Origin of the sequence: Amycolatopsis cynarae (genome assembly GCF_026802195.1) — a bacterium.
Taxonomy (GTDB): Bacteria; Actinomycetota; Actinomycetes; order Mycobacteriales; family Pseudonocardiaceae; genus Amycolatopsis_E; species Amycolatopsis_E rhizosphaerae.
In genome coordinates this window covers 3787142-3805393 of record NZ_CP113836.1, presented here as the reverse complement: position 1 = coordinate 3805393, position 18252 = coordinate 3787142, and the positions used below count along the sequence as shown (strand labels likewise).

General features: G+C 69.9%; 17 protein-coding genes. 7 read left to right on the top strand and 10 right to left on the bottom strand.

Features of this window, described 5'->3' with window-relative positions:
- Positions 1 to 55: 55 nt before the first annotated feature.
- Positions 56 to 523 (top strand): MarR family winged helix-turn-helix transcriptional regulator, encoded by a 468-nt coding sequence (locus tag ORV05_RS18185; protein WP_268440627.1) that lies wholly within the window; start codon positions 56 to 58, stop codon positions 521 to 523.
- Positions 524 to 633: 110 nt separating this feature from the next.
- Here the strand turns inward: ORV05_RS18185 and ykgO are convergent, their stop codons facing one another.
- Positions 634 to 756: a type B 50S ribosomal protein L36 gene (gene ykgO / locus ORV05_RS18180; protein WP_268440626.1), complete on the bottom strand. Its 123-nt coding sequence runs from the start codon at positions 754 to 756 to the stop codon at positions 634 to 636.
- 86 nt (positions 757 to 842) lie between these two features.
- Positions 843 to 1007, bottom strand: a complete 165-nt coding sequence (gene rpmG, locus ORV05_RS18175; protein ID WP_268440625.1) for a 50S ribosomal protein L33 — start codon at positions 1005 to 1007, stop codon at positions 843 to 845.
- A 225-nt stretch (positions 1008 to 1232) separates the two neighbouring features.
- Between rpmG and ORV05_RS18170 the strand changes: the two genes are divergently transcribed.
- Both ORV05_RS18170 and ORV05_RS18165 read left to right on the top strand, forming a co-directional pair.
- Complete coding sequence (locus tag ORV05_RS18170; protein ID WP_268440624.1) at positions 1233 to 2078, top strand: alpha/beta fold hydrolase; 846 nt, start codon at positions 1233 to 1235, stop codon at positions 2076 to 2078.
- 5 nt (positions 2079 to 2083) lie between these two features.
- Positions 2084 to 2650: a TetR/AcrR family transcriptional regulator gene (locus tag ORV05_RS18165; RefSeq protein ID WP_268440623.1), complete on the top strand. Its 567-nt coding sequence runs from the start codon at positions 2084 to 2086 to the stop codon at positions 2648 to 2650.
- Positions 2651 to 2671: 21 nt separating this feature from the next.
- Here ORV05_RS18165 and ORV05_RS18160 read toward each other — a convergent pair whose 3' ends face one another.
- On the bottom strand, positions 2672 to 3619 hold the full coding sequence (locus tag ORV05_RS18160; protein ID WP_268440622.1) for a helix-turn-helix transcriptional regulator: 948 nt from the start codon (positions 3617 to 3619) through the stop codon (positions 2672 to 2674).
- Positions 3620 to 3681: 62 nt separating this feature from the next.
- Between ORV05_RS18160 and ORV05_RS18155 the strand changes: the two genes are divergently transcribed.
- On the top strand, positions 3682 to 4416 hold the full coding sequence (locus ORV05_RS18155; RefSeq protein ID WP_268440621.1) for an alpha/beta fold hydrolase: 735 nt from the start codon (positions 3682 to 3684) through the stop codon (positions 4414 to 4416).
- Between the two features lie 81 nt (positions 4417 to 4497).
- On the opposite strand, the gene cysN is transcribed toward ORV05_RS18155, so the two are convergent.
- Positions 4498 to 6414 (bottom strand): sulfate adenylyltransferase subunit CysN, encoded by a 1917-nt coding sequence (gene cysN / locus ORV05_RS18150; RefSeq protein WP_268440620.1) that lies wholly within the window; start codon positions 6412 to 6414, stop codon positions 4498 to 4500.
- On the bottom strand, positions 6414 to 7310 hold the full coding sequence (cysD, locus tag ORV05_RS18145; RefSeq protein ID WP_268440619.1) for a sulfate adenylyltransferase subunit CysD: 897 nt from the start codon (positions 7308 to 7310) through the stop codon (positions 6414 to 6416). The genes cysN and cysD overlap by 1 nt, the downstream gene beginning before the upstream one ends.
- 457 nt (positions 7311 to 7767) lie before the next feature.
- On the opposite strand from cysD, the gene ORV05_RS18140 reads away from it, so the two are divergent.
- Both ORV05_RS18140 and ORV05_RS18135 read left to right on the top strand, forming a co-directional pair.
- Positions 7768 to 8676: a sulfite exporter TauE/SafE family protein gene (locus tag ORV05_RS18140; RefSeq protein ID WP_268440618.1), complete on the top strand. Its 909-nt coding sequence runs from the start codon at positions 7768 to 7770 to the stop codon at positions 8674 to 8676.
- A gap of 279 nt (positions 8677 to 8955) precedes the next feature.
- Positions 8956 to 10875, top strand: a complete 1920-nt coding sequence (locus ORV05_RS18135) for an AfsR/SARP family transcriptional regulator (protein ID WP_268440617.1) — start codon at positions 8956 to 8958, stop codon at positions 10873 to 10875.
- A 20-nt stretch (positions 10876 to 10895) separates the two neighbouring features.
- On the opposite strand, the gene ORV05_RS18130 is transcribed toward ORV05_RS18135, so the two are convergent.
- From ORV05_RS18130 to ORV05_RS18110, 5 genes are read right to left on the bottom strand one after another with little or no spacing between them, the layout of a single operon-like run.
- The gene (locus ORV05_RS18130) at positions 10896 to 13016 is read right to left on the bottom strand and encodes an AfsR/SARP family transcriptional regulator (protein ID WP_268440616.1); all 2121 of its coding nucleotides are present in this window, start codon (positions 13014 to 13016) and stop codon (positions 10896 to 10898) included.
- Positions 13017 to 13069: 53 nt separating this feature from the next.
- Positions 13070 to 14086, bottom strand: a complete 1017-nt coding sequence (locus tag ORV05_RS18125; RefSeq protein WP_268440615.1) for an NAD-dependent epimerase/dehydratase family protein — start codon at positions 14084 to 14086, stop codon at positions 13070 to 13072.
- Complete coding sequence (locus ORV05_RS18120; RefSeq protein ID WP_268440614.1) at positions 14073 to 14681, bottom strand: dTDP-4-dehydrorhamnose 3,5-epimerase family protein; 609 nt, start codon at positions 14679 to 14681, stop codon at positions 14073 to 14075. Before ORV05_RS18120 ends, ORV05_RS18125 begins: the two co-directional genes overlap by 14 nt.
- 14 nt (positions 14682 to 14695) lie before the next feature.
- A complete protein-coding gene (locus ORV05_RS18115; RefSeq protein ID WP_268440613.1) occupies positions 14696 to 16057 on the bottom strand; it encodes an NDP-hexose 2,3-dehydratase family protein in 1362 nt (453 codons plus the stop codon).
- 11 nt (positions 16058 to 16068) lie between these two features.
- Positions 16069 to 17178, bottom strand: a complete 1110-nt coding sequence (locus ORV05_RS18110) for a DegT/DnrJ/EryC1/StrS family aminotransferase (RefSeq protein ID WP_268440612.1) — start codon at positions 17176 to 17178, stop codon at positions 16069 to 16071.
- Positions 17179 to 17458: 280 nt separating this feature from the next.
- Here ORV05_RS18110 and ORV05_RS18105 point away from each other — a divergent pair, with 280 nt between their 5' ends.
- Entirely contained in the window at positions 17459 to 18244 is a 786-nt protein-coding gene (locus ORV05_RS18105; protein WP_268440611.1) for an AfsR/SARP family transcriptional regulator, read from the top strand.
- The last annotated feature ends 8 nt before the right edge of the window (positions 18245 to 18252 follow it).

The window sequence follows — 18252 nt, the reverse complement described above, 5'->3', positions numbered from 1 at the left end:
TCTCTCCTGGAATCGTTCTAGCGTCGAATGATTGACTGAGACTAGCATTCTCGGCGTGAAGGATGTCAAGGGTCTTCCGCTGACCGGCACGATCGCGTTCCGGCTCGGCGTGCTCGGCGCCACCGCCAACGCGGCGGTCGCGGAGCGTTTCGAGAAGCACGCACTGACGCTCAAGCACGTCGGCCTGCTGGCCGTGCTCGACGAGGGAGGTGGCGCATCGCAGCAGGAAATCGCCCAGCGGATGCGGGTCGCGCCCAGCCTGGTGGTCACGCTCGCGGACCAGTTGGCCGGGCTGGGGGCGATCGTCCGCGAGCGGGACCCCCGTGACCGGCGGCGTCAGGTCCTGTCGCTGACCGGGGACGGGCGGGCCCTGCTCAAGAGCTGTGTCGCGGCGGCGCACGCCGTCGACGCCGAGCTGACCGCCGCGCTCACGCGCGAACAGCGCGAGGGATTGCGCACTGCGCTGCGGATTCTGGCCGGGGGCAACGGTTTTCCGGTTCCCGAGGAGTCGCGTGTGGACTGAGATGGCGGACTGGATGCGGCGCAGGATCGCCGAAACCCGGTCGAGGTCGGCCGGGGCCCGTGCCTCGCGACGAGTTCGATCGTCGCGAGGCACGGGCCCGTCGGCCGCGCTCAGCCTTGGCGAGACTTGAAGCGCGGGTCCCGCTTGTTGATCACGAAGACCTGGCCGTGCCGCCGGACGACCTGAGCGCCGGGCTTCCGCTTGAGCGAACGAAGCGAGTTACGGACCTTCATCGATGCCTCCTTGGTGCTGGTTCCGGGTGTCGGCGGGCTGCTCACCGCTCACCGGGCCGACCTGCTGACGCTCGATCTCCTCGTCGTCAGCGGTCCTCCCGGAACTCGACGTGCCGACGGGCGACCGGGTCGTACTTGCGCAGCACCATCCGGTCGGGGTCGTTGCGGCGGTTCTTGCGGGTCACATAGGTGTAGCCGGTTCCGGCGGTGGAGCGGACCTTGACGATCGGCCTTGCGGCGTTTCGAGCCATGTCGGAGTTTCATCCCTTCCGTGCGCGGTTCGGCCACCACGGCGCCACCTCCCACGCTGGTGACTGGCCTACGGTGGACCCGTCTTCACTCGTTGCTAACGATAGTCATTTTCGTTTTATTTCGCGCGCGGGGGGGCACTGCCGTGTGGTTGATGGGGGTCTTGACCCTTGAGGCTAATTCAATTAGCTTTTAGCTACACAGATTAGCCAACTGGGAGGATCAAGATGACCGAGTTCCTGGAGCGCGACGGAGAGCGGATCGCCTACGAGGTCGCCGGCGAGGGGCCGCTGGTCGTGCTCTCCCACGGCATGGGCGACCGCCGCCAGGCGTTCCGCTTCCTTGCTCCCCGCCTGGTCGCCGCGGGTTTCCGGGTGGCGAACGCCGACCTACGGGGCCAGGGGGAGTCGAGCACCGGATGGAGCTCCTACACCCGCACCGACGTCGCCGAAGACCTGCTGGCCCTGATCCGGCGGCTGGGCGGTCCGGCCGCGATCGTCGGGCATTCGTTCTCCGGCGGCGCCGCGACGATCGCGGCGGCGAAGGAACCCGGACTGGTCAGTGCGGTGGTCGAGATCGGCTCGTTCACCCGGGCGCAGCGGTTGAACCTCGGCGGGCTGCTCCGCAACGGCAGGTACCGCAAGGGACTGAGGCTGGTGACGGTCGGTGCCATGGGCAGCCTCGGCCACTGGGTCCGCTACCTCGACCACGCCTATCCGGGGACCAGGCCGGCCGACTACGCCGAGGCGATCGCGGCGCTGCGGACCAGCCTGGGCGAGCCCGGCCGGATGGCCGTGCTGAAGAAGATGGCGACCGCGAAACCCACCGACGCCGGAGCGCAACTGGCGAACGTGCGCTGCCCGGCGCTGATCGTCATGGGCACGCTCGACCCCGACTGGACCGACCCCCTCGCCGAAGCGGCGGGCATCGTCGCCGAACTGCCTGCCGGGCTCGGACAGGTGTGCGCGATCGAGGGCGCCGGTCACTACCCGCACACCCAGTTCCCCGACGAGATCGCCGCGGCCGTGGTGCCCTTCCTCAGCGAGCACGCCATGTCCGCTTCGGACCGGTGAGCCGGGTGGCGAGGAAGCGTCTGACCTTCGACGACGTCGTCCGTGCCGGTGCCGAGCTGGTCGACGAGGTGGGCTACCGCGAGCTCACCATGGGGCTGCTCGCCGAGCGGCTGGGTATCCGCACTCCTTCGCTTTACAAGCACGTCGACGGCCTGGCGGACCTGCAGCGCCGCATCGCCGTGCTGGCCGTGTCCGAACTCGGTGACGAGATCCGCGACCGGATGCAGGGAAAGGCCGGCCGCGACGCGCTCGCCGCGCTGGCGGAGGCCTTCCGGTTCTACGCGACGGCGCATCCCGGCCGGTACACGGCCACGATCAGCACCGACTTCGCGGGGCCCGAAGACGAACTCTTCCGGGCCAGCTCGCGGGTGGTCGGTTCCGTCGAGGCGATGCTGAGCAGTTACGACCTCGAGCCGGGACAGCTGGATCACGCCATGCGCACGATCCGCTGCACCTTGCACGGCTTCGCGACGCTGCAGGCTTCCCGGGCGTTCCGGTGGAGCGGCGATCCGGAGGAGAGCTTCGACTGGATGATCCGGTTCCTCGACGAGGGCCTCAGGCGGATGAAATGACCGGGGGGATCGCGGCGCCGCTCACTCCGCGGCCCACTCGGTGAGCCGGGTGCCGAGGCCGCGCACCTCGGCGCGCAGTTCTTCCGGGCCGTCGATGACGAAGGGGTAGCCGAGCCAGGCCAGCACCCCGGCCGCCCAGTCGAGGCGGTTGGCCCGCAGCACGAGCCGCACCCCGTCGGCGGTCTCGGTCAGCGTCGCGATGCCGGGCGGGACACGGCGGCGCACCTCCTCGATCCCGGCGCGCAGCCGCACGGACACCTCGTGCGGGTAGGGCACCCCGGCCAGTCCCGACAGCACCCGCGACACCGGATCGAAGTCCGGGGGCGGGTCGAACCGGCCCGGGGCGGGGGTGGCGGAGCCGATGCGGTCGAGGCGGAAGGTGCGGACCTCGCCACGGGACGCGTCGGCGCCCGTGGTGTACCACCGTCCTGAATGGAACACCAGGCCGTAGGGGTGGAGGACCCGTTCGCTCGGTGTGCCGCGCCAACTGGTGTAGGTGATGGTGACCGGTTGCCCGCGCCGCGCGCCTTCGGCCAGGGTGAGCAGGACGTCCGTGCCCGGCGGGGCGACGGCGCGCGGCGGTGAGGTGAACCCGGCGGTGTCGAGCAGCGCGGCCAGCCGGCGTCCCAGCGCGGCGGGCAGCACGCGGCGCACCTTGGCGGAGGCGCTTTCCGCGGCGGTCGTGACCAGCCCGGCCTGCTTTCCCGCGAGCAGCCCGAGCAGCACCGCGAGGGCTTCGTCGTCGGTGAACATCAGGGGCGGCAGTTTGTAGCCGGGTGCGAGCCGGTAGCCGCCGTAGCGCCCGCGCCGTGCCTCGACGGGAACGCCGAGGTCGCTCAGATGCCCGGCGTAGCGGCGGACCGTGCGTTCGTCGACACCGAGCCGGGTGGCGAGATCGGGCACCGTGCGGGTGCCCCCGGCCTGCAGGATCTCCAGCAGGGCGAGCACGCGGGCGGTCGGTCGGTTCACGATGGAGTCCTTTTCCCCGAAAGCGGGCGGGTTCTGCCCGGTATTGACCTTACGGTCGGGGTATGACGAAAACCTACGTACTCATTCCCGGAATGTGGCTCGGCGCCTGGGCCTGGCGGGGAGTGACCGAAGATCTGCGGGCCCGGGGGCACGAGGTGCACCCGCTCAGCCTGACCGGCCTGGGGGAGCGGGTGCACCTGGCCCGGCCCGAGACCGACCTGGAGGTGCACGTCGAGGACGTGCTCAACCTGATGCGCTTCGAGGATCTGCACGACGTCGTCCTGGTCGGCCACAGCTACGCCGGTGCCGTGGTCATCACCTCGGTGGCGGACCGGGCACCGGAGCGGGTGAAGAAGCTGGTGTTCGTCGACACCGGCCCGCTGCCCGACGGCACCGCCCAGGCGGAGTTCGGCTCGCCGGAAGAGCAGGCACGCAACGCCGAACTGGTGGCCTCGGCCGGTGAGGGCTGGAAACTGCCGCCGCCCCCGTGGGCCCAGGTCGCGGCGGCCGTGCCCGATCTCGATCCGGCGATGCTGAAGGCGCTCGAGGAACGGACCGTGCCGCATCCGTGGGCTTCGGCGACTTCACCCGTGCACCTCACCGGTGCCTGGGAAAAGCTGCCGCGGCTGGGCATCCTCTCCAGCTTCACCGCCGAACAGGCGCGCGCGATGGCGGCGATGCCGCTGTTCCGGCACATGGCCGACGAGCAGTGGGAGTTCGCCGAACTGCCGACGTGGCACTGGCCGATGCTGGACAAGCCCGCCGAACTCGCCCGCATCCTGGACCAGCAGGGCTGACCCTGCCCGGCGCCCTGAAGGTGGCCTTCAGGGTCATAAACGCCCTCAAGGCCACCTTGAGGGCACGACCCTGCGAACCCCTCACGGCCTCGTTCGTGGCTGCAGCGTTCCCCGGTCACGCAGTGCCCGCAGGATCTCCTCGGCCGCCTGTTCCGGCGATACCGCGGTGGTGTCCACTCGGATGTCGGGGTCGGGCGGTGGCTCGTACGGTGAGCTGATGCCGGTGAAGTCCGCGAGTCCGCCAGTGCGTGCCTTGCGGTAGAGGCCCTTCGGGTCGCGTTGTTCGGCGACGGCCAGCGGCACGTCGACGTGGACCTCGCAGAACTCGTCCGGTGCGACCAGCGACCGTGCTCTGGCCCGCTCCGCGAGGAACGGCGAGATCAGCGACACCAGCACGACCAGGCCGGCGTCGACCATCAGCGCGGCCACCTCGGCCGCTCTGCGCACGTTCTCCACCCGGTCCGCGGCGCTGAACCCGAGGTCGGCGTTGAGGCCGTGCCGCAGGTTGTCGCCGTCCACCAGGTAGGTGTGGACGCCGTGGGCGTACAGCTTGCGTTCGACGAGGTTCGCGATGGTCGACTTGCCGGCGCCGGACAGGCCCGTGAACCAGATGACGCAGGGGCGGTGCGGGTGCAGCAGGGTGCGCGCCGTCTTGTCGATGTCCAGGTCCTGCCAGTGCACCTCGGCGGATTGCGCACTGGGCTCCTCGACCATCCCGGCGCCCACGGTGAGTCCGGTCAGCCGGTCGATCAGGATGAACCCGCCGGTGCCGTGACAGCGGGCGTAGCGGTCGAAGCCGGCCGCCGTCTCGAGTTCGACCTCGGCGAGCGCGATCTCGTTGAGCGCCAGTTCGGCGGCGGGCAGCCGCTCGCCGGTGTCCACGTCCACCCGGTGGTGCAGCGTGGTGACGCGCGCGCCCGCGCGCAGCGTGCCGATCTTGAGCAGGTACTGGCGGCCCGGCAGCATCGGTTCCTCGGCCATCCACACGATCCGGGCGGTGAACCGGCGCCCGGAGTGTGCGCGGTCGTCCGCCGCGCAGAGCAGGTCGCCTCGGCTGACGTCGATGTCGTCGGCGAGTACCAGGGTCACCGCTTCGCCGGTGCCCGCGGCGGTCGCTTCACGCCCGGCCGACAGAATCCGGGTGACGCGCGACCGCGACCCGGACGGCAGCACCGCCACCTCGTCGCCCACCTCGATCCGTCCGCCGCAGATCGAGCCGGAGTAGCCGCGGAAGTCCGGGTCCGGCCGTTCGACCCGCTGTACCGGCAGCCGCAGCGGCCCCTCGCCCACCCGCTGGACCGGCATGTCCTCCAGCAGTCGCAACAGCGGTTTCCCGGGGTACCAAGGCAGGTGTTCGCTCGGCCGCACGATGTTGTCGCCGTGCAGCGCCGAAACCGGTACCGCGGACACGTCCTCGATACCCAGGTCCGCCGCCAGTTCCGCGTACTCGGCGCTGATGCCGTCGAACACGTCCTGCGCGTACCCGGCCAGGTCGAGCTTGTTCACCGCGAGCACCACGCGCCGGATGCCGACCAGAGACACGAGGCGGGTGTGCCTGCGGGTCTGGGTGAGCACGCCCTTGCGCGCGTCCACCAGGATCACCGCCACGTCCGAAGTGGACGCCGCGGTCACCATGTTGCGGGTGTACTGCACGTGGCCGGGGGAGTCGGCCACCACGAAGTGCCGCCGCGGTGTGGTGAGGAACCGGTAGGCCACGTCGATCGTGATGCCCTGTTCCCTCTCGGCCTCCAGGCCGTCCACCAGCAGAGCGAAGTCCAGCTCGCCGCCCCGGGTGCCGAACCGCGACGAGTCCGCGGCCAGCGTCGTGAGCTGGTCGGCGAACAGCGCACGGGACTCGTACAGCAGTCGCCCGATCAGTGTGCTCTTGCCGTCGTCCACGCTGCCGCAGGTGACCAGCCGCAGCCGGTCCGCTTCGGCGTGCGCGCGCAGGAACTCGAGCACGTCGGCGCTGTCGTCCTTGCCGGTGTCGGTCAGCATCAGAAGTACCCTTCGCGCTTCTTGCGCTCCATGGAGCCCGCGGTGTCGTGGTCGATCACCCGGCCGGCACGCTCGGACGTGGTGGCGGCCGCCAGTTCGGCGATGATCGCCGCGACGGTGTCGGCGGCGCTCTCCACCGCCGCCGTCAACGGGTAGCAGCCGAGCGTGCGGAATCGCACCTTGGTCGGCACGGGCCGTTCACCGGGCGCCAACGGCATCCGGTCGTCGTCGACCATGATCAGGCCGCCGTCGCGTCGCACCACCGGGCGTTCCGCCGCGAAGTACAGGGGCACCACGGGGATGGCCTCCAGGTGCACGTACGCCCAGACGTCCAGCTCCGTCCAGTTCGACAACGGGAAGACGCGCACCGTCTCGCCCGGTCCGGTGCGCGCGTTGTAGAGCTGCCACAGCTCCGGCCGCTGCCGCTTGGGGTCCCAGGTGTGCCCGGCCGAGCGGAGGGAGAAGACCCGCTCCTTCGCCCGCGACTTCTCCTCGTCCCGCCGGGCACCGCCGAAGGCGAGGTCGAACCGGTGCTCGTCCAGCGCCTGCTTGAGCCCCTCGGTCTTCCACAGCCGGGTGTGCAGTTCCGAGCCGTGGGTGAACGGGTTGATGCCTCGGCTTACGCACTCCGGGTTCTGGTGCACCAGCAGTCGCAGCCCGTACTCCTCCGCCACCCGGTCCCGGAAGTCGATCATCTCCCGGAACTTCCACGTGGTGTCGACGTGCAGCAGCGGGAACGGCACCGGTCCGGGGTGGAAAGCCTTGCGCGCCAAGTGCAACAGCACCGAACTGTCCTTGCCGACCGAGTACAGCAGCACGGGGTTCTCCGACTCCGCCACCGCCTCGCGGAAGATGTGGATGCTCTCGGCCTCCAGGCGGCGCAAGTGGCTCAGCACGGCTCGGCCCCGGCGAGCTGCGTTGTCGGTTCGTGGTCGCCCACGGTCAGGTCTCCTCCCAGCTGGCCGGCAATCCGGTCAAGATGTCCGCGCCGCGTGCGCCGGGCAGCGAGTCCGCGATGCCGTGTGTTTCCCCGTTCGCGCCTGCCGGTCCACTTCGGTGCGCTCGATGCCCGCCGCTTACGGGATAGTGGTCTGTACCAGATTGGCGTGATCACCCCGCGCCCGCACCGGTTCCCCAGCGGCCATGTCCAGACAAGCATTGAAACTATCTGTTCGGTAACCGAGGTGTCAACGTGGCTTCGCTGGTCCGGTCGAACCAGTTGGCCCGTGCGCCGAACGGCCCACTTCGCAAGTAGTAGTCCATTGTGCTGAATGAGATCCCCGGGTGCGGGTAGTATGCGAAAGGATCGGTTTTTCGGTAAATGGGGGACGCAATGGAAACGGGGTCGATCCGGTGTTGTCGCTGACGGCAGCCGGGATGCTCGTCGGATTTCTGGTCGGGATGAGCGGGGTGGGCGGCGGCGCTGTGCTCACGCCGGTTCTGGTGCTGGTGTTCGGGCTCTCGCCGACGGCCGCGGTGTCCAGCGATCTGCTCGTCGCCGCTTGCATGAAGCTCACGGGCAGCGTGGTGCACCAGCGGCGCGGCGACGTGCACTGGCCGATCGTCGGCTGGCTGTCGCTCGGCGGCGTTCCGGCCAGTCTCCTCGGCCCGGTGGTGATCCACTACATGGGCACGACACCGGTGGTGCAGCGGGTCCTCAACATCCTGTTGGGCGTCATCCTGCTCGCCGTCGCCGCCGTGATGGTGGTGGCGCTGTCGAAATGGGACCCGCGCGGGCAGTGGGGGCCGCGGCAGGTTCCCGTGCGCCGGGTGCCGACGCTGCTGCTCGGCGCCGTGACCGGGTTGCTCGTCGGTTTCACATCCGTCGGGTCCGGTTCGGCCGTGGCCGCATCTCTGCTGCTCGCATACCCCGCGCTACGCATGTCGGCGATCGTCGCGACCGACATCGTCCAGGCGCTGCCGATCGTCGTCACCGCGGCGATCGGCCACCTGCTGATCGGCGACTTCCACCTGTCGGTGGCCTGGCCGCTGCTGCTCGGCAGCGTGCCCGCGGTCGTGGTCGGCAGCCTGCTGGCCGGCCGGATCCCCGCGCGGTTCCTGCGCGGCGTGCTGGCGGTGCTGCTCGCGGCGACCGGCACCACCCTGCTCACCCGCGACCCGGCGCTCATCGCCTCGACCGCGGTCGTCGCCGCCACCACCGCCCTGATCGGCTCCCGATGGCGCGCCGGCCAGGCCGCCGCTGAGGAATCCACGCCGGCCTCGGCGGCGGCATCGGAAGAGAACGGCGTCACCGGCGGGTGACGCCCGCCGCGCCTTCCGCGGGCCGCGGGCGCTGGTCCGGCCGCTGCCGAAGGCACGTTCGATATCCGGCCGAAAACGGTGTCTGCCATCATTTCACGCGACCTTTCCGTGATTAATCCGAAATCGATGGCGGCGCGATGGCGGGCAATTGGTGCGGACGCTGGTCTCGGTCATTTGGACTAGTCCACTGCGGCACCTGCCCCCTGCGGTACTGCCCTTTCATGGATACCATGGCGAAACGTAAGGTTCGAAGATCGCACACCGTCGGCTGGGGGCAGCGTGACGAAGAAAGTGCCGATCCCTCGCGAGGGCGGCAACGAGGTGAACGATCAGCTGCGGTACCGGGCGCTGGGCCCGCTGAGCGTGCAGCGAGCGGGCCGCGAGGTCGAATTGGGCTGGGCCAAGCAGCAGTCCGTGCTGGCGACACTGCTGGTCGAAATGAACCGGCCGGTGCCGATGGCGACGATCATCGAGGCGGTGTGGCACGGACGGCAGATGCCCCGGGACGCGCGCAACGCGGTCCAGACCTATGTCAGCAGGCTGCGCCGTCTGCTAGAACCGGCCCGTGGCGTGGGCCGGCCGTACAGAGTGCTGGTCTCCACCGGCTCGGGGTATCTGCTGCGGGGTGACCCGGCGCTGGTGGACCTGGAAATGTTCGAGCGGCATCTTGTCGCCGCGCGGAAGCGCCACCAGCACGGCGACCTGCCTGCCGCCTGGTCGCAACTGGACCTGGCGTTCCAACTGTGGCAAGGCCATCCGTTCACCGGGCTCGACGGACCCGTGGTGGAGGCCCAGCGACGAAGGTTCGCCGACTTGCAGTTGACCGCCAAGGAGTTGCGCGCGCAGATCCACATCGACCGCGGCCGGACGACCGAGGCGATCGCCGAACTCACGGATCTGGTGGCGCTGCACCCCGGCCGGGAACACCTGTCGGCACTGCTCATGCTGGCGCTCTACCGCGCCAGCCGGCAGGCCGAGGCGCTGGCGGTCTTCCAGGACGTCCGCCGCAGGCTCGCCGACGAGCTGGGCATCGATCCCGGCCCGGAACTGCGGGAACTGCACGAGCGGATCCTGCGCGGCGACGTGGGGATGGCCAGATCCACCTTGATCAAGCGGTTCGTCCGGCGCAACGATCTCCCCGCCGACGTCATCGATTTCACCGGCAGGCGGCAGGAAGTAGTGCGCGTGCTCGGCGACCTGCCGTCCGCCTCGACGGGCGCCTCGACGGGCGCGGCCACGGTCCAGGTCATCGACGGCATGGCGGGGGTCGGCAAAACGGCCTTGGCCGTGCACCTGGCGCACCGGCTCGCGTGGAACTACCCCGACGCCCAGCTCTATCTCGACCTTCACGGCCACACCTACGGCCGCCGCCCGGTCGATCCGTCGACGGCCTTGGAAGACCTGCTGCGTGCGCTCAGCGTGCCCGCCGCGGCCATTCCGGACGGTCTGGACGGGAGAGCCGCGCTGTGGCGCGCCGAACTCGCCAGCCGCCGGGTCCTGGTGGTGCTGGACAACGCCTCTGACACCACTCAGGTACGGCCGCTGCTGCCGGGCACGGCCCGGTGCCTGGCACTGGTCACCAGCCGCCATCGCCTGGCGGAACTCGAAGGCGCCGGGCACCTGTCCCTGGACGTGCTGTCCCCGCCACAGGCTTCCGCGCTGTTCGCTCGCATCGTCGGCGAGGATCGCGCGGGCACCGAAAGGGACGCCGTCCAGGAGGTGGTGCGTCTCTGCGGGTACCTTCCGCTGGCGGTCAGGAGCGCCGCGGTCAAGCTGCGCAACCGTCCGGTGTGGACGATCGGCTACCTGGCCGACCGGCTCCGCGAGGGGAAACGGCGGCTGGCCGAACTCACCGCGGGCGATCGAGGGGTGACCGCCGCGTTCGGCGTCTCGTACCGCAATCTCACCCGGGAGCAGCAGCGGATGTTCCGGCTCCTGGGCACCTGCCCCTGCCGCGACTTCGACACCAGCACCGCCGCCGGGCTGGCCGGTGTCGGCCTCGAGACCGCCGGGGCGCTGCTCGAGGACCTCGTGGACGCGCACATGCTGCAGGAACTGGTACCCGGTCGCTACCGGTTCCTGGAGCTCATGCGGCAGTACGCCGCTTCCCTCGGATGCGGGGTCGAGCCCGAGGGCGGCCAGGAGGCCGTCCTCGTCCTCGGCCCGTATCCGACGCCGTCCACCTCCTGCCCGCCCTGAGACGCCCGGGCGCCACGGCGTCACAAAAGGCACATCGCGTCGTGGCCGGGAAACAGCTTGCCCACGGTGTGGGCGAAGCAGCTGGCCAGGTTCCCCAGCTGCAGGCGCACCGCCTCGTTCATCGCGGCCACGATCGACGCGCGCTCCTGCTCGAGCCATGCGCGGGGCTCACGCAGCAACTCGTTGAGGTAGTCACGATCCCAGTGCCACAGCGGCGACACGTCGGCGAGGACGAGCGGGGCATCGCCGACGTCGCGCCGGTGCGCCTCTTCGGTGAGCGCGAGCCAGCCACCGAGCACGCGTTCACTGGCGGCCCGCAACTGCGTGCGGGTCTCCTCGCGGAAGGCGTGCTCACGGGCGTGCAACCACAGCAGCTCGTGCAACCGGTACCGCGCGGTGAACCTGCCGGAACCGACGTCCAGCAGCTGGGCGTCGACGAGTTGCTCGAGCAGGTCCTCGGCATGGTCCAGATCGGTGTTGAGCAGGGCGGCGGCCACCCACGGCTCGAAGTTCGCGGAATCGAGCAGGCCCAGCCTGCGATACAGCAACGCCGCGTTCGGCCTCAGCAGGCGATAGCTGGGTTCGAAGCTGTTGCGCAGATCGTTGTCCGCATCCAGCTCGTCCAGCCGGCGCCGATGATCCTTCAGCCGGCTCACCAGGTGTTTGACCGTCCAATGTGGCTTCCTGGCCAGCCTGGTCGCGGAGATCCGCAGTGCGAGCGGCAGGTGGCCGCACAGCTTACCGAGTTCGGCCACACTTTCCGGCTCGCTGGCCGGCCTGCTGTCGCCGATGGCGACGTCCAGCAGTTCCACGGCCTCGCGCTCGGCCATGACGCCGAGGCGGACCTGGGTCGTGCCGTGCCCGCCGAGCAGCCTGCCGACCTCGCTGCGTCCGGTGGCCACCACGCAGCACCGGCTGCTGCCCGGCAGCAGCGGAAGGATCTGTTCGGGGCCGCGGACATTGTCCAGGACCACCAGGACGCGCCGTCGGTCGAGAAGGCTGCGGTAGAGGGCCACGCGCTCAGGGAGTTCGTCCGGGATCCGCTCATCCGGGACCCCGAGGGTCCGCAGGAAAACTTCGAGCACCGCGTGCGGTTCGCGAGGTTGGACATGCTCGTCGTAGCCGTTGAGGTCGGCGAAGAGCTGACCGTCCGGGAACCGGTGCGCCACGCGATGCGCCCAGTGCAGGGTCAGGACGGTCTTGCCCACGCCGGCCGCACCCATCACGACGCCGACGGCCGGCGCGTTCCCGGTCTCGGCTGACAGCAGCCCGTCGAGGATCTGCAACTCCTGGCCCCGCCCGATGAAACCGGGAAGGTCCGGCGGGAGCTGCGCAGGGGTCAGCGCGTCGCCGAACTGGATGCCGAGGTGCGGTAGCAGGGCGAGCGACGGGTCGTCGGCCAGGATCGCGTTGTGCAGTTCCTGCAGCGCCCGCCCGGGCTCGATGCCGATTTCCCGGACGAGGTGATCGCGTCCGGTGCGGAAGGTTTCCAGCGCCTCGGCCCGCCGGCCGGCCCGGTACTGCGCGAGCATCAGTTGCGCGCGGACCTGTTCGCGCAGCGGATGTTCCTGGACCATCGCCGCGAGCTCGCTGATCAGGGGGCCGTGCTGGCCCTGTTCGAGCTGCAACGCCGTCCGCATCTCGTAGGCGGTCAGGCGCTCTTCCTCCAGCCGTGCGGCCTCGCTCTCCACCGGGTACCCGGTCACGCCGGTCAGCGCCGGTCCGGACCACAGGCTCAGTGCCCGGCCCAGCAGGTCGGTGGCCTCGGCGATCTGCCCGCGTTCCACCGCGAGGTGCGCGGCCTGCACCGCGGCGGTGAATTCGACCGCGTCGATACGATGCTCGGCCGAGCGCAGCACGTAGCCGGAAGCCGCGGTGACGATCACCTCCCCGGGATAGCCCGCGGCCTTGAACGCCTTGCGCAGAGCGGCGATGCAGATCGCGACCTGCGTCCGTCCGGTGGCCGGCGGGCTCCCGTTCCAGACCGCCTCGATCAGGCTGTCCACCGAAATCACCCGATCCGCGGACAGCAGGAGCATGGCCAGGATGGTCCGCTGCCGTGGACTGCCCACCACCACCGGACGGTCGCCGACCCTGGCCTCGAGCGCGCCTAAAAGAAAGAACTCCAATTGGATCGACATTCTTGGTTCCCCAGTTTTTCGGCTTCAACGGGTTTCGTCGCACCGCTTTCTCTTCACCGGCCGGTGGTGGGAGGGCTCCCTTCCGCCGCGAAGGAGCTAGCCATGCGTGCCAGCGCTTCGGGTAGCGGGATCCGCGCGGACCACCCGGTCGCGGTGCGGAAGGCCGAGGGATCGGCCACGAAGTCCACCAGGTCGCCGGCGATCGACTCCTCGGGTGGTGCCACGCACTCCACCGGGACCGGCGGTTTTCCGGTCAGTTCCGCCACCGCGGCGGCGATGGAGGTGAACAGGTCGCGCACGGTGACGGCTCGTCCGGTACCGATCAGCCAGTGCTGCCCGGCCAGCGTGTCCGCGTGGTCGAGCGCGGCGACGAACGCGCGCGCCACGTCGTCCACGCAGATCGGATCGCGCCGGACAGTGCCGTCGTGCCACATGGTGAGCGGCTGGCCGGCGAGCGCGCGGCGCATCATGGTGGCGACCACCCCGCGGTCGAGCGAGCCCGGCACGGCGCCCTGGGTGAACAGGGTGCCCAGCCTGAGTGTGCAGCCGCGGACCACTCCCGCGGTGGTGGCGGCTTCCAGCGCACGTTCGGCCGCCAGCTTGTGACGGTCGTATTCGGTGATCGGCCGGTCGGGTTCGCTGCCGTCGAGCAACGGCGTGGACGGCTTGCCCACCTGCGAGGTCGACCCGGCGAACACCACGGCGGGCGGCGTGGCGGCCTCCTGTGCCCGGAGCACCTCGATCAGGTCGCGCATCAAGCCCAGGTTCACGCGTTCGGCGGCGCGGTCGTTCTCCGCCGACCGCCATTGCCCCGCTCCGGTGGTGTGCGCGACGAGATGCACCACCGCGTCGGCACCCGAAACCGCGCGCGCGAGTTCGCCCGGCTCGGTGAGGTCGGCGCGGTGGACCTCCACTTCGGCCCGGGGGGCGGCGGGCACCACCGGTTCCCGCCGCCCGACCAGCCTGAGTCGTCCCGGGCGCGCCGCGAGTTCCCTGGTGATCGCGGTACCGAGCAGGCCCGAGGCGCCGAGCACGACGGTCCTGCGCTCGTCCGCGCTAGCCGATCGCATTCAGGTTCCTCGTCAGTTCCTGGCACTGCCGGTAGTCCGGCAGGAGGCCGGCCGCCAGTGCTTCGGCCAAGGTGGGCGCGACCGTGTCGCGTTCGGACATGATCGGGTCGATGTCGGTGGGAATCGGCAGCCCGAGCTCCGGGTCCAGGGCGGACACCGCCAGTTCCCACTCCGGCACGTAGCTCTGCGAGACCAGGTAGTTCATCACCGTGTCGTCCTCGAGCGCGATGAAGGCGTGTCCGACGCCGAGGGGGAAGTAGGACGCGCGGAAGGACTCCTGGTCCATCAGCACGCTGTCCCACCGCCCGAACGTCGGTGAGCCGACCCGGAGGTCGACCACGATGTCGATCGCCCGCCCGCGCACGCAGCAGACGTATTTGGCGCCGCCTGGCGGGGTGACGGTGAAATGGACCCCGCGCACCACTCCGCGCCGGGACTTGCTGACGTTCGTCTGCGTCACCGGGAACAACGGCCTGCCCACCGCGGCGACGAAGGCTTCCTCCTGAAACGGCGAGACGAAATACCCGCGGTCGTCGGGATAGGCCTTGGCGGTGAATTCGACAGCGCCCTCGACGGCGAGTTCGCGTACCTGCATGGGAATCTCCTTGGTCACAGGACGGCCTGTGCGCACGCGAGCAGCGTGCGCGCCTCGATGTTCACGTAGTGCCCGTGCCGCAGCAGCGTCATGAGCTGGCGCAGGCTCACCCACCGGAAGTTGTCGGCCACGTCCACGGGGAAGTCCTCGCCCACCTCGATCACCTGGTAGCGCGTCGTGGCGTGGTAGAAGCGACCGCCTTCCTCGGAGAGCGTCGCGTCGTATCGCGGGCGGCCCAGCCCGCCGAGCGCGATTTCCTTCAGCAGCGGATGGCCGACCGAGGAAGGGTCCTCACCGGGCAGCAGCTGAACCGTGGGTCCCATCTCGACCATGTCCAGCAGGCCGATCTCCGGCCGGGCCTGCACCAGCAGGTGCGGCACGCCGTTGATCCGGGACAGCACGAAGGCCGCCAGGCCGGGCCCGTACGGCGCGAGCAGCGGCTGTCGCCACGTCGTGACCTCCCGGTTCCCGGCCGCGACCCGGACCCCGATGATCCGGAAGTGCCGGCCGTCGGGGTCGGCGATCTCGTCCTCGGTGCGCCGCCACCCGGACACGTCGCGCAGCGGGACCAGGCGGGTGCTCCAGTCGCAGCGGGTCTTCGCCTCGATCAGCCAGCTCAGGATCTCGCCGAGGCCGTGCAGCGCCCGGTCGTCCTCCCGGTCGTCGTCGTGGTCGTGGGGAGCGATGGCGTCCCCGGGCGGTATGCAGGACAACACGGTGCGGGCGTCCATGTTGACGAGGTTGTCGACCCGGAGCAGGTCGTAGACCAGGGGCAGCGGTATCCACCGGTAGTCGTCGGTGACCGGGACCTCTCCGGCGACGTGCACGACCATGTTGCGGTTGCGCTTGCGCCAGTACCACGAGCCCTGCTCGGACTGGATGACGTCGACGAGCACTTCCCCCCGGTCCGCGCCCAGGAAATGCTCCAGATACCGGGTCCGGTGGCCCCGGTGCACCTGGGTGTAGTTGCTGCGAGTGGCCTGCACGGTCGGGGACAGCTGCAGCGTGTTGATGTTGCCGGGCTCCATCTTCGCCTGCATGAGGCAGTGCAGCACCCCGTCGAGGGTCTTGACCACGATGCCGAGCAGGCCGATTTCCGGCTGGTTGATCACCGGCTGGGTGCGCAGGGCCACCCCGCCGGTCTCGGCTTGGAGCCCTTCGATGGTGAAGAACCGGCCGCTGGCATGGCTGAGGTTCCCGGTCGAGAGGTCGAAGCTCCACGGATCGAGGTCGGCGAAGGGCACCTTGGTCACTTCGAAGGTTCCGCTGCGGTGCCGCTGGGTCCACCAGCGCTGGAACTCCTCGGCGTCGGCCAGCACTTCGTCCCGCACGGGCCGGACCACATCGCCCGGCGATCTCCTTGTTCGCTCGGTCACGCCCACTTCCTTCACATCGTCGCGAGGACATCGAGCAGCGCGTCGATGACCTTGTCCTGGTCACCGCGCGACAGGGACGGGTACATCGGCAACGAGAAGATCTGCTCCGCCGACCGTTCGGTCACCGGCAGCGCGCCCTGGCGGTAACCGAGATGGGCGAAACCCTTCTGGCGGTGCACCGGCCACGGGTAGCTGATCGACAGCGAAATGCCGCGCTCGCGCAGCGCCGCGAGGATCTGGTCGCGTGCCGGGTGGTGGACGACGTAGAGGTAGTACACGTGGCTGTTGCCCTCGGCGATCCGGGGCAGGACAAGGTCGGTGCCGGCCAGCGCCTCGGCGTAGCGCGCCGCGATCGCCTGGCGTGCCTGGATGTAGGCGTCCAGTCTGCGCAGTTTCCGGCGCAGGATCTCCGCCTGCACCTCGTCCAGCCTGCTGTTGTACGCGGGTGTCTGAACGACGTGGTACACCTGCTCCATGCCGTAGTAGCGCAGCCTGCGGAGATTTCCGTCCACCTGCGCGTCGCCGGTGATCGTCGCACCACCGTCGCCGTAGGCGCCGAGGACCTTCGTGGGGTAGAAGGAGAAGGCCGCGGCCTTACCCATCGTTCCGGCGAGCCTGCCCCGGTAGCGTGCGCCGTGAGCTTGGGCGCAGTCCTCGAGAACGGTCAACCCGTGCTTTTCGGCGATCGCGGTCAACGCGTCCATGTCGGCGCACTGGCCGTACAGGTGCACGGGCAGCAGGCACCGGGTCCGGTCGGTGATCGCCGCCTCCACCTGTCCGACGTCCATCAGGCAGGTGTCGTCGTGAACGTCCACGAACACCGGGGTCGCGCCGACCGCGTCGATGGCCACGACGGTCGGCGCCGCCGTGTTCGAAACGGTGATGACCTCGTCGCCCGGACCCACCCCGAGCGCGCGCAGGCCCAGCACGATCGCGTTGGTCCCGTTGTCGACACCGACACAGTGAGAAATGCCGTGATAGGCGGCGAACTCCTCTTCGAATTGCTTCACACTCGGTCCGAGCACGAGTTTGCCGGAACGGAAGACGGTGTCCACCGCGTCCAGTATGTCGTCCCGTTCCTGTTCGTATTCGTCCAGATATCCCCACACCAGCTGGGTCATAGCAAACTCACCTCCACAGGGCGGCGGCGCACACCCGGCTGCCGGGCAAACCGGCGCGTGCGCTACCCCAGACGTCCGCATCCTGATTTTTTTCAGCCTGACACAAAACGTAGCTTTCACCAGACGAATGCCGGTGTCATGCCGCCTTAGTGGCTGGTCAGCGGGCCGGCAAGCCCGTGGGCCGAGCCGCGATATGCAGACGAAAAGGGCACGCCATAGCGTCGTCGACGGTCGTGAAGCGCGCGCCGATCGCGCCCAGGCGAGCGACAGAGGGGGCAAAATGACCGATCCGGTCGACTTCCGTGTCCTTGGGCCGCTCGACGTGCGGGTGGGCGGCAGGCCCGTCGCGGTGAAGGCGCACCGCGAACGGGCCACGCTGGCCGCGTTGCTGTTTCATCCCAACGAAATCGTGTCGACGGGCAGGTTGGCCGCCGCGGTGTGGGACGACGACCTGCCGGCGAACCCGGCCAACCAGATCGCGATCTGCGTGCTCGCGCTGCGCAGAAGGCTGCGGGCGGCGGGAGCCCCGCGCGAGTTCATCATCACCCGGTCACCGGGCTACCTCATCCGGCTCGAGCCGGGGCAGCTGGACACCCTGCGGGTGGAGTCCCACCTCGCGCGCGTACGGGACGCGGAGGCCAGGGGAGAGCGGGAGGAGGCACTGGCTCAGCTGCGTTCGGCCCTGCGGTGCTGGCGCGGGCCGGTGCTGCCCGGACTGGGCGGCCGGTCGCTCGCGCCGGAGATCGTGCGCTGGGAGGAACGCCGGGTGGAGTTGCTCGAACAGTGCGTGCAACGGGACCTGGACCTTGGCCGGCATCGGGCGGTCATCGGCGAACTGACCGCGATGGTCGCCGACCGGGGCATGCGGGAGCGGCCCCGCGAACAGCTGATGATCGCACTCTACCGGTCCGGCCGCCGCACCCAGGCGCTCAGCGTCTACCAGGTCACCAGGAAGCTGTTCCTGACGGAACTGGGCATCGAGCCGAGCGCGCGCCTGTGCAGGCTGCGCGACGCGATCCGCGACGGCACGCTGGGCATGGCACCCGGCCTTGCCGACGCGCCGTGAGGGGGCCC

What these genes read in the sequence shown, in the direction of transcription:
- rpmG (WP_268440625.1), bottom strand. Translation starts at nt 1,007, where the DNA reads ATGGCTCGAAACGCCGCAAGGCCGATCGTCAAGGTCCGCTCCACCGCC.
- ORV05_RS18110 (WP_268440612.1), bottom strand. Translation starts at nt 17,178, where the DNA reads ATGACCCAGCTGGTGTGGGGATATCTGGACGAATACGAACAGGAACGG.
- ORV05_RS18125 (WP_268440615.1), bottom strand. Translation starts at nt 14,086, where the DNA reads ATGCGATCGGCTAGCGCGGACGAGCGCAGGACCGTCGTGCTCGGCGCC.
- ORV05_RS18130 (WP_268440616.1), bottom strand. Translation starts at nt 13,016, where the DNA reads ATGTCGATCCAATTGGAGTTCTTTCTTTTAGGCGCGCTCGAGGCCAGG.
- ORV05_RS18155 (WP_268440621.1), top strand. Translation starts at nt 3,682, where the DNA reads ATGACGAAAACCTACGTACTCATTCCCGGAATGTGGCTCGGCGCCTGG.
- ORV05_RS18170 (WP_268440624.1), top strand. Translation starts at nt 1,233, where the DNA reads ATGACCGAGTTCCTGGAGCGCGACGGAGAGCGGATCGCCTACGAGGTC.
- ORV05_RS18105 (WP_268440611.1), top strand. Translation starts at nt 17,459, where the DNA reads ATGACCGATCCGGTCGACTTCCGTGTCCTTGGGCCGCTCGACGTGCGG.
- ORV05_RS18120 (WP_268440614.1), bottom strand. Translation starts at nt 14,681, where the DNA reads ATGCAGGTACGCGAACTCGCCGTCGAGGGCGCTGTCGAATTCACCGCC.
- cysN (WP_268440620.1), bottom strand. Translation starts at nt 6,414, where the DNA reads ATGCTGACCGACACCGGCAAGGACGACAGCGCCGACGTGCTCGAGTTC.
- ykgO (WP_268440626.1), bottom strand. Translation starts at nt 756, where the DNA reads ATGAAGGTCCGTAACTCGCTTCGTTCGCTCAAGCGGAAGCCCGGCGCT.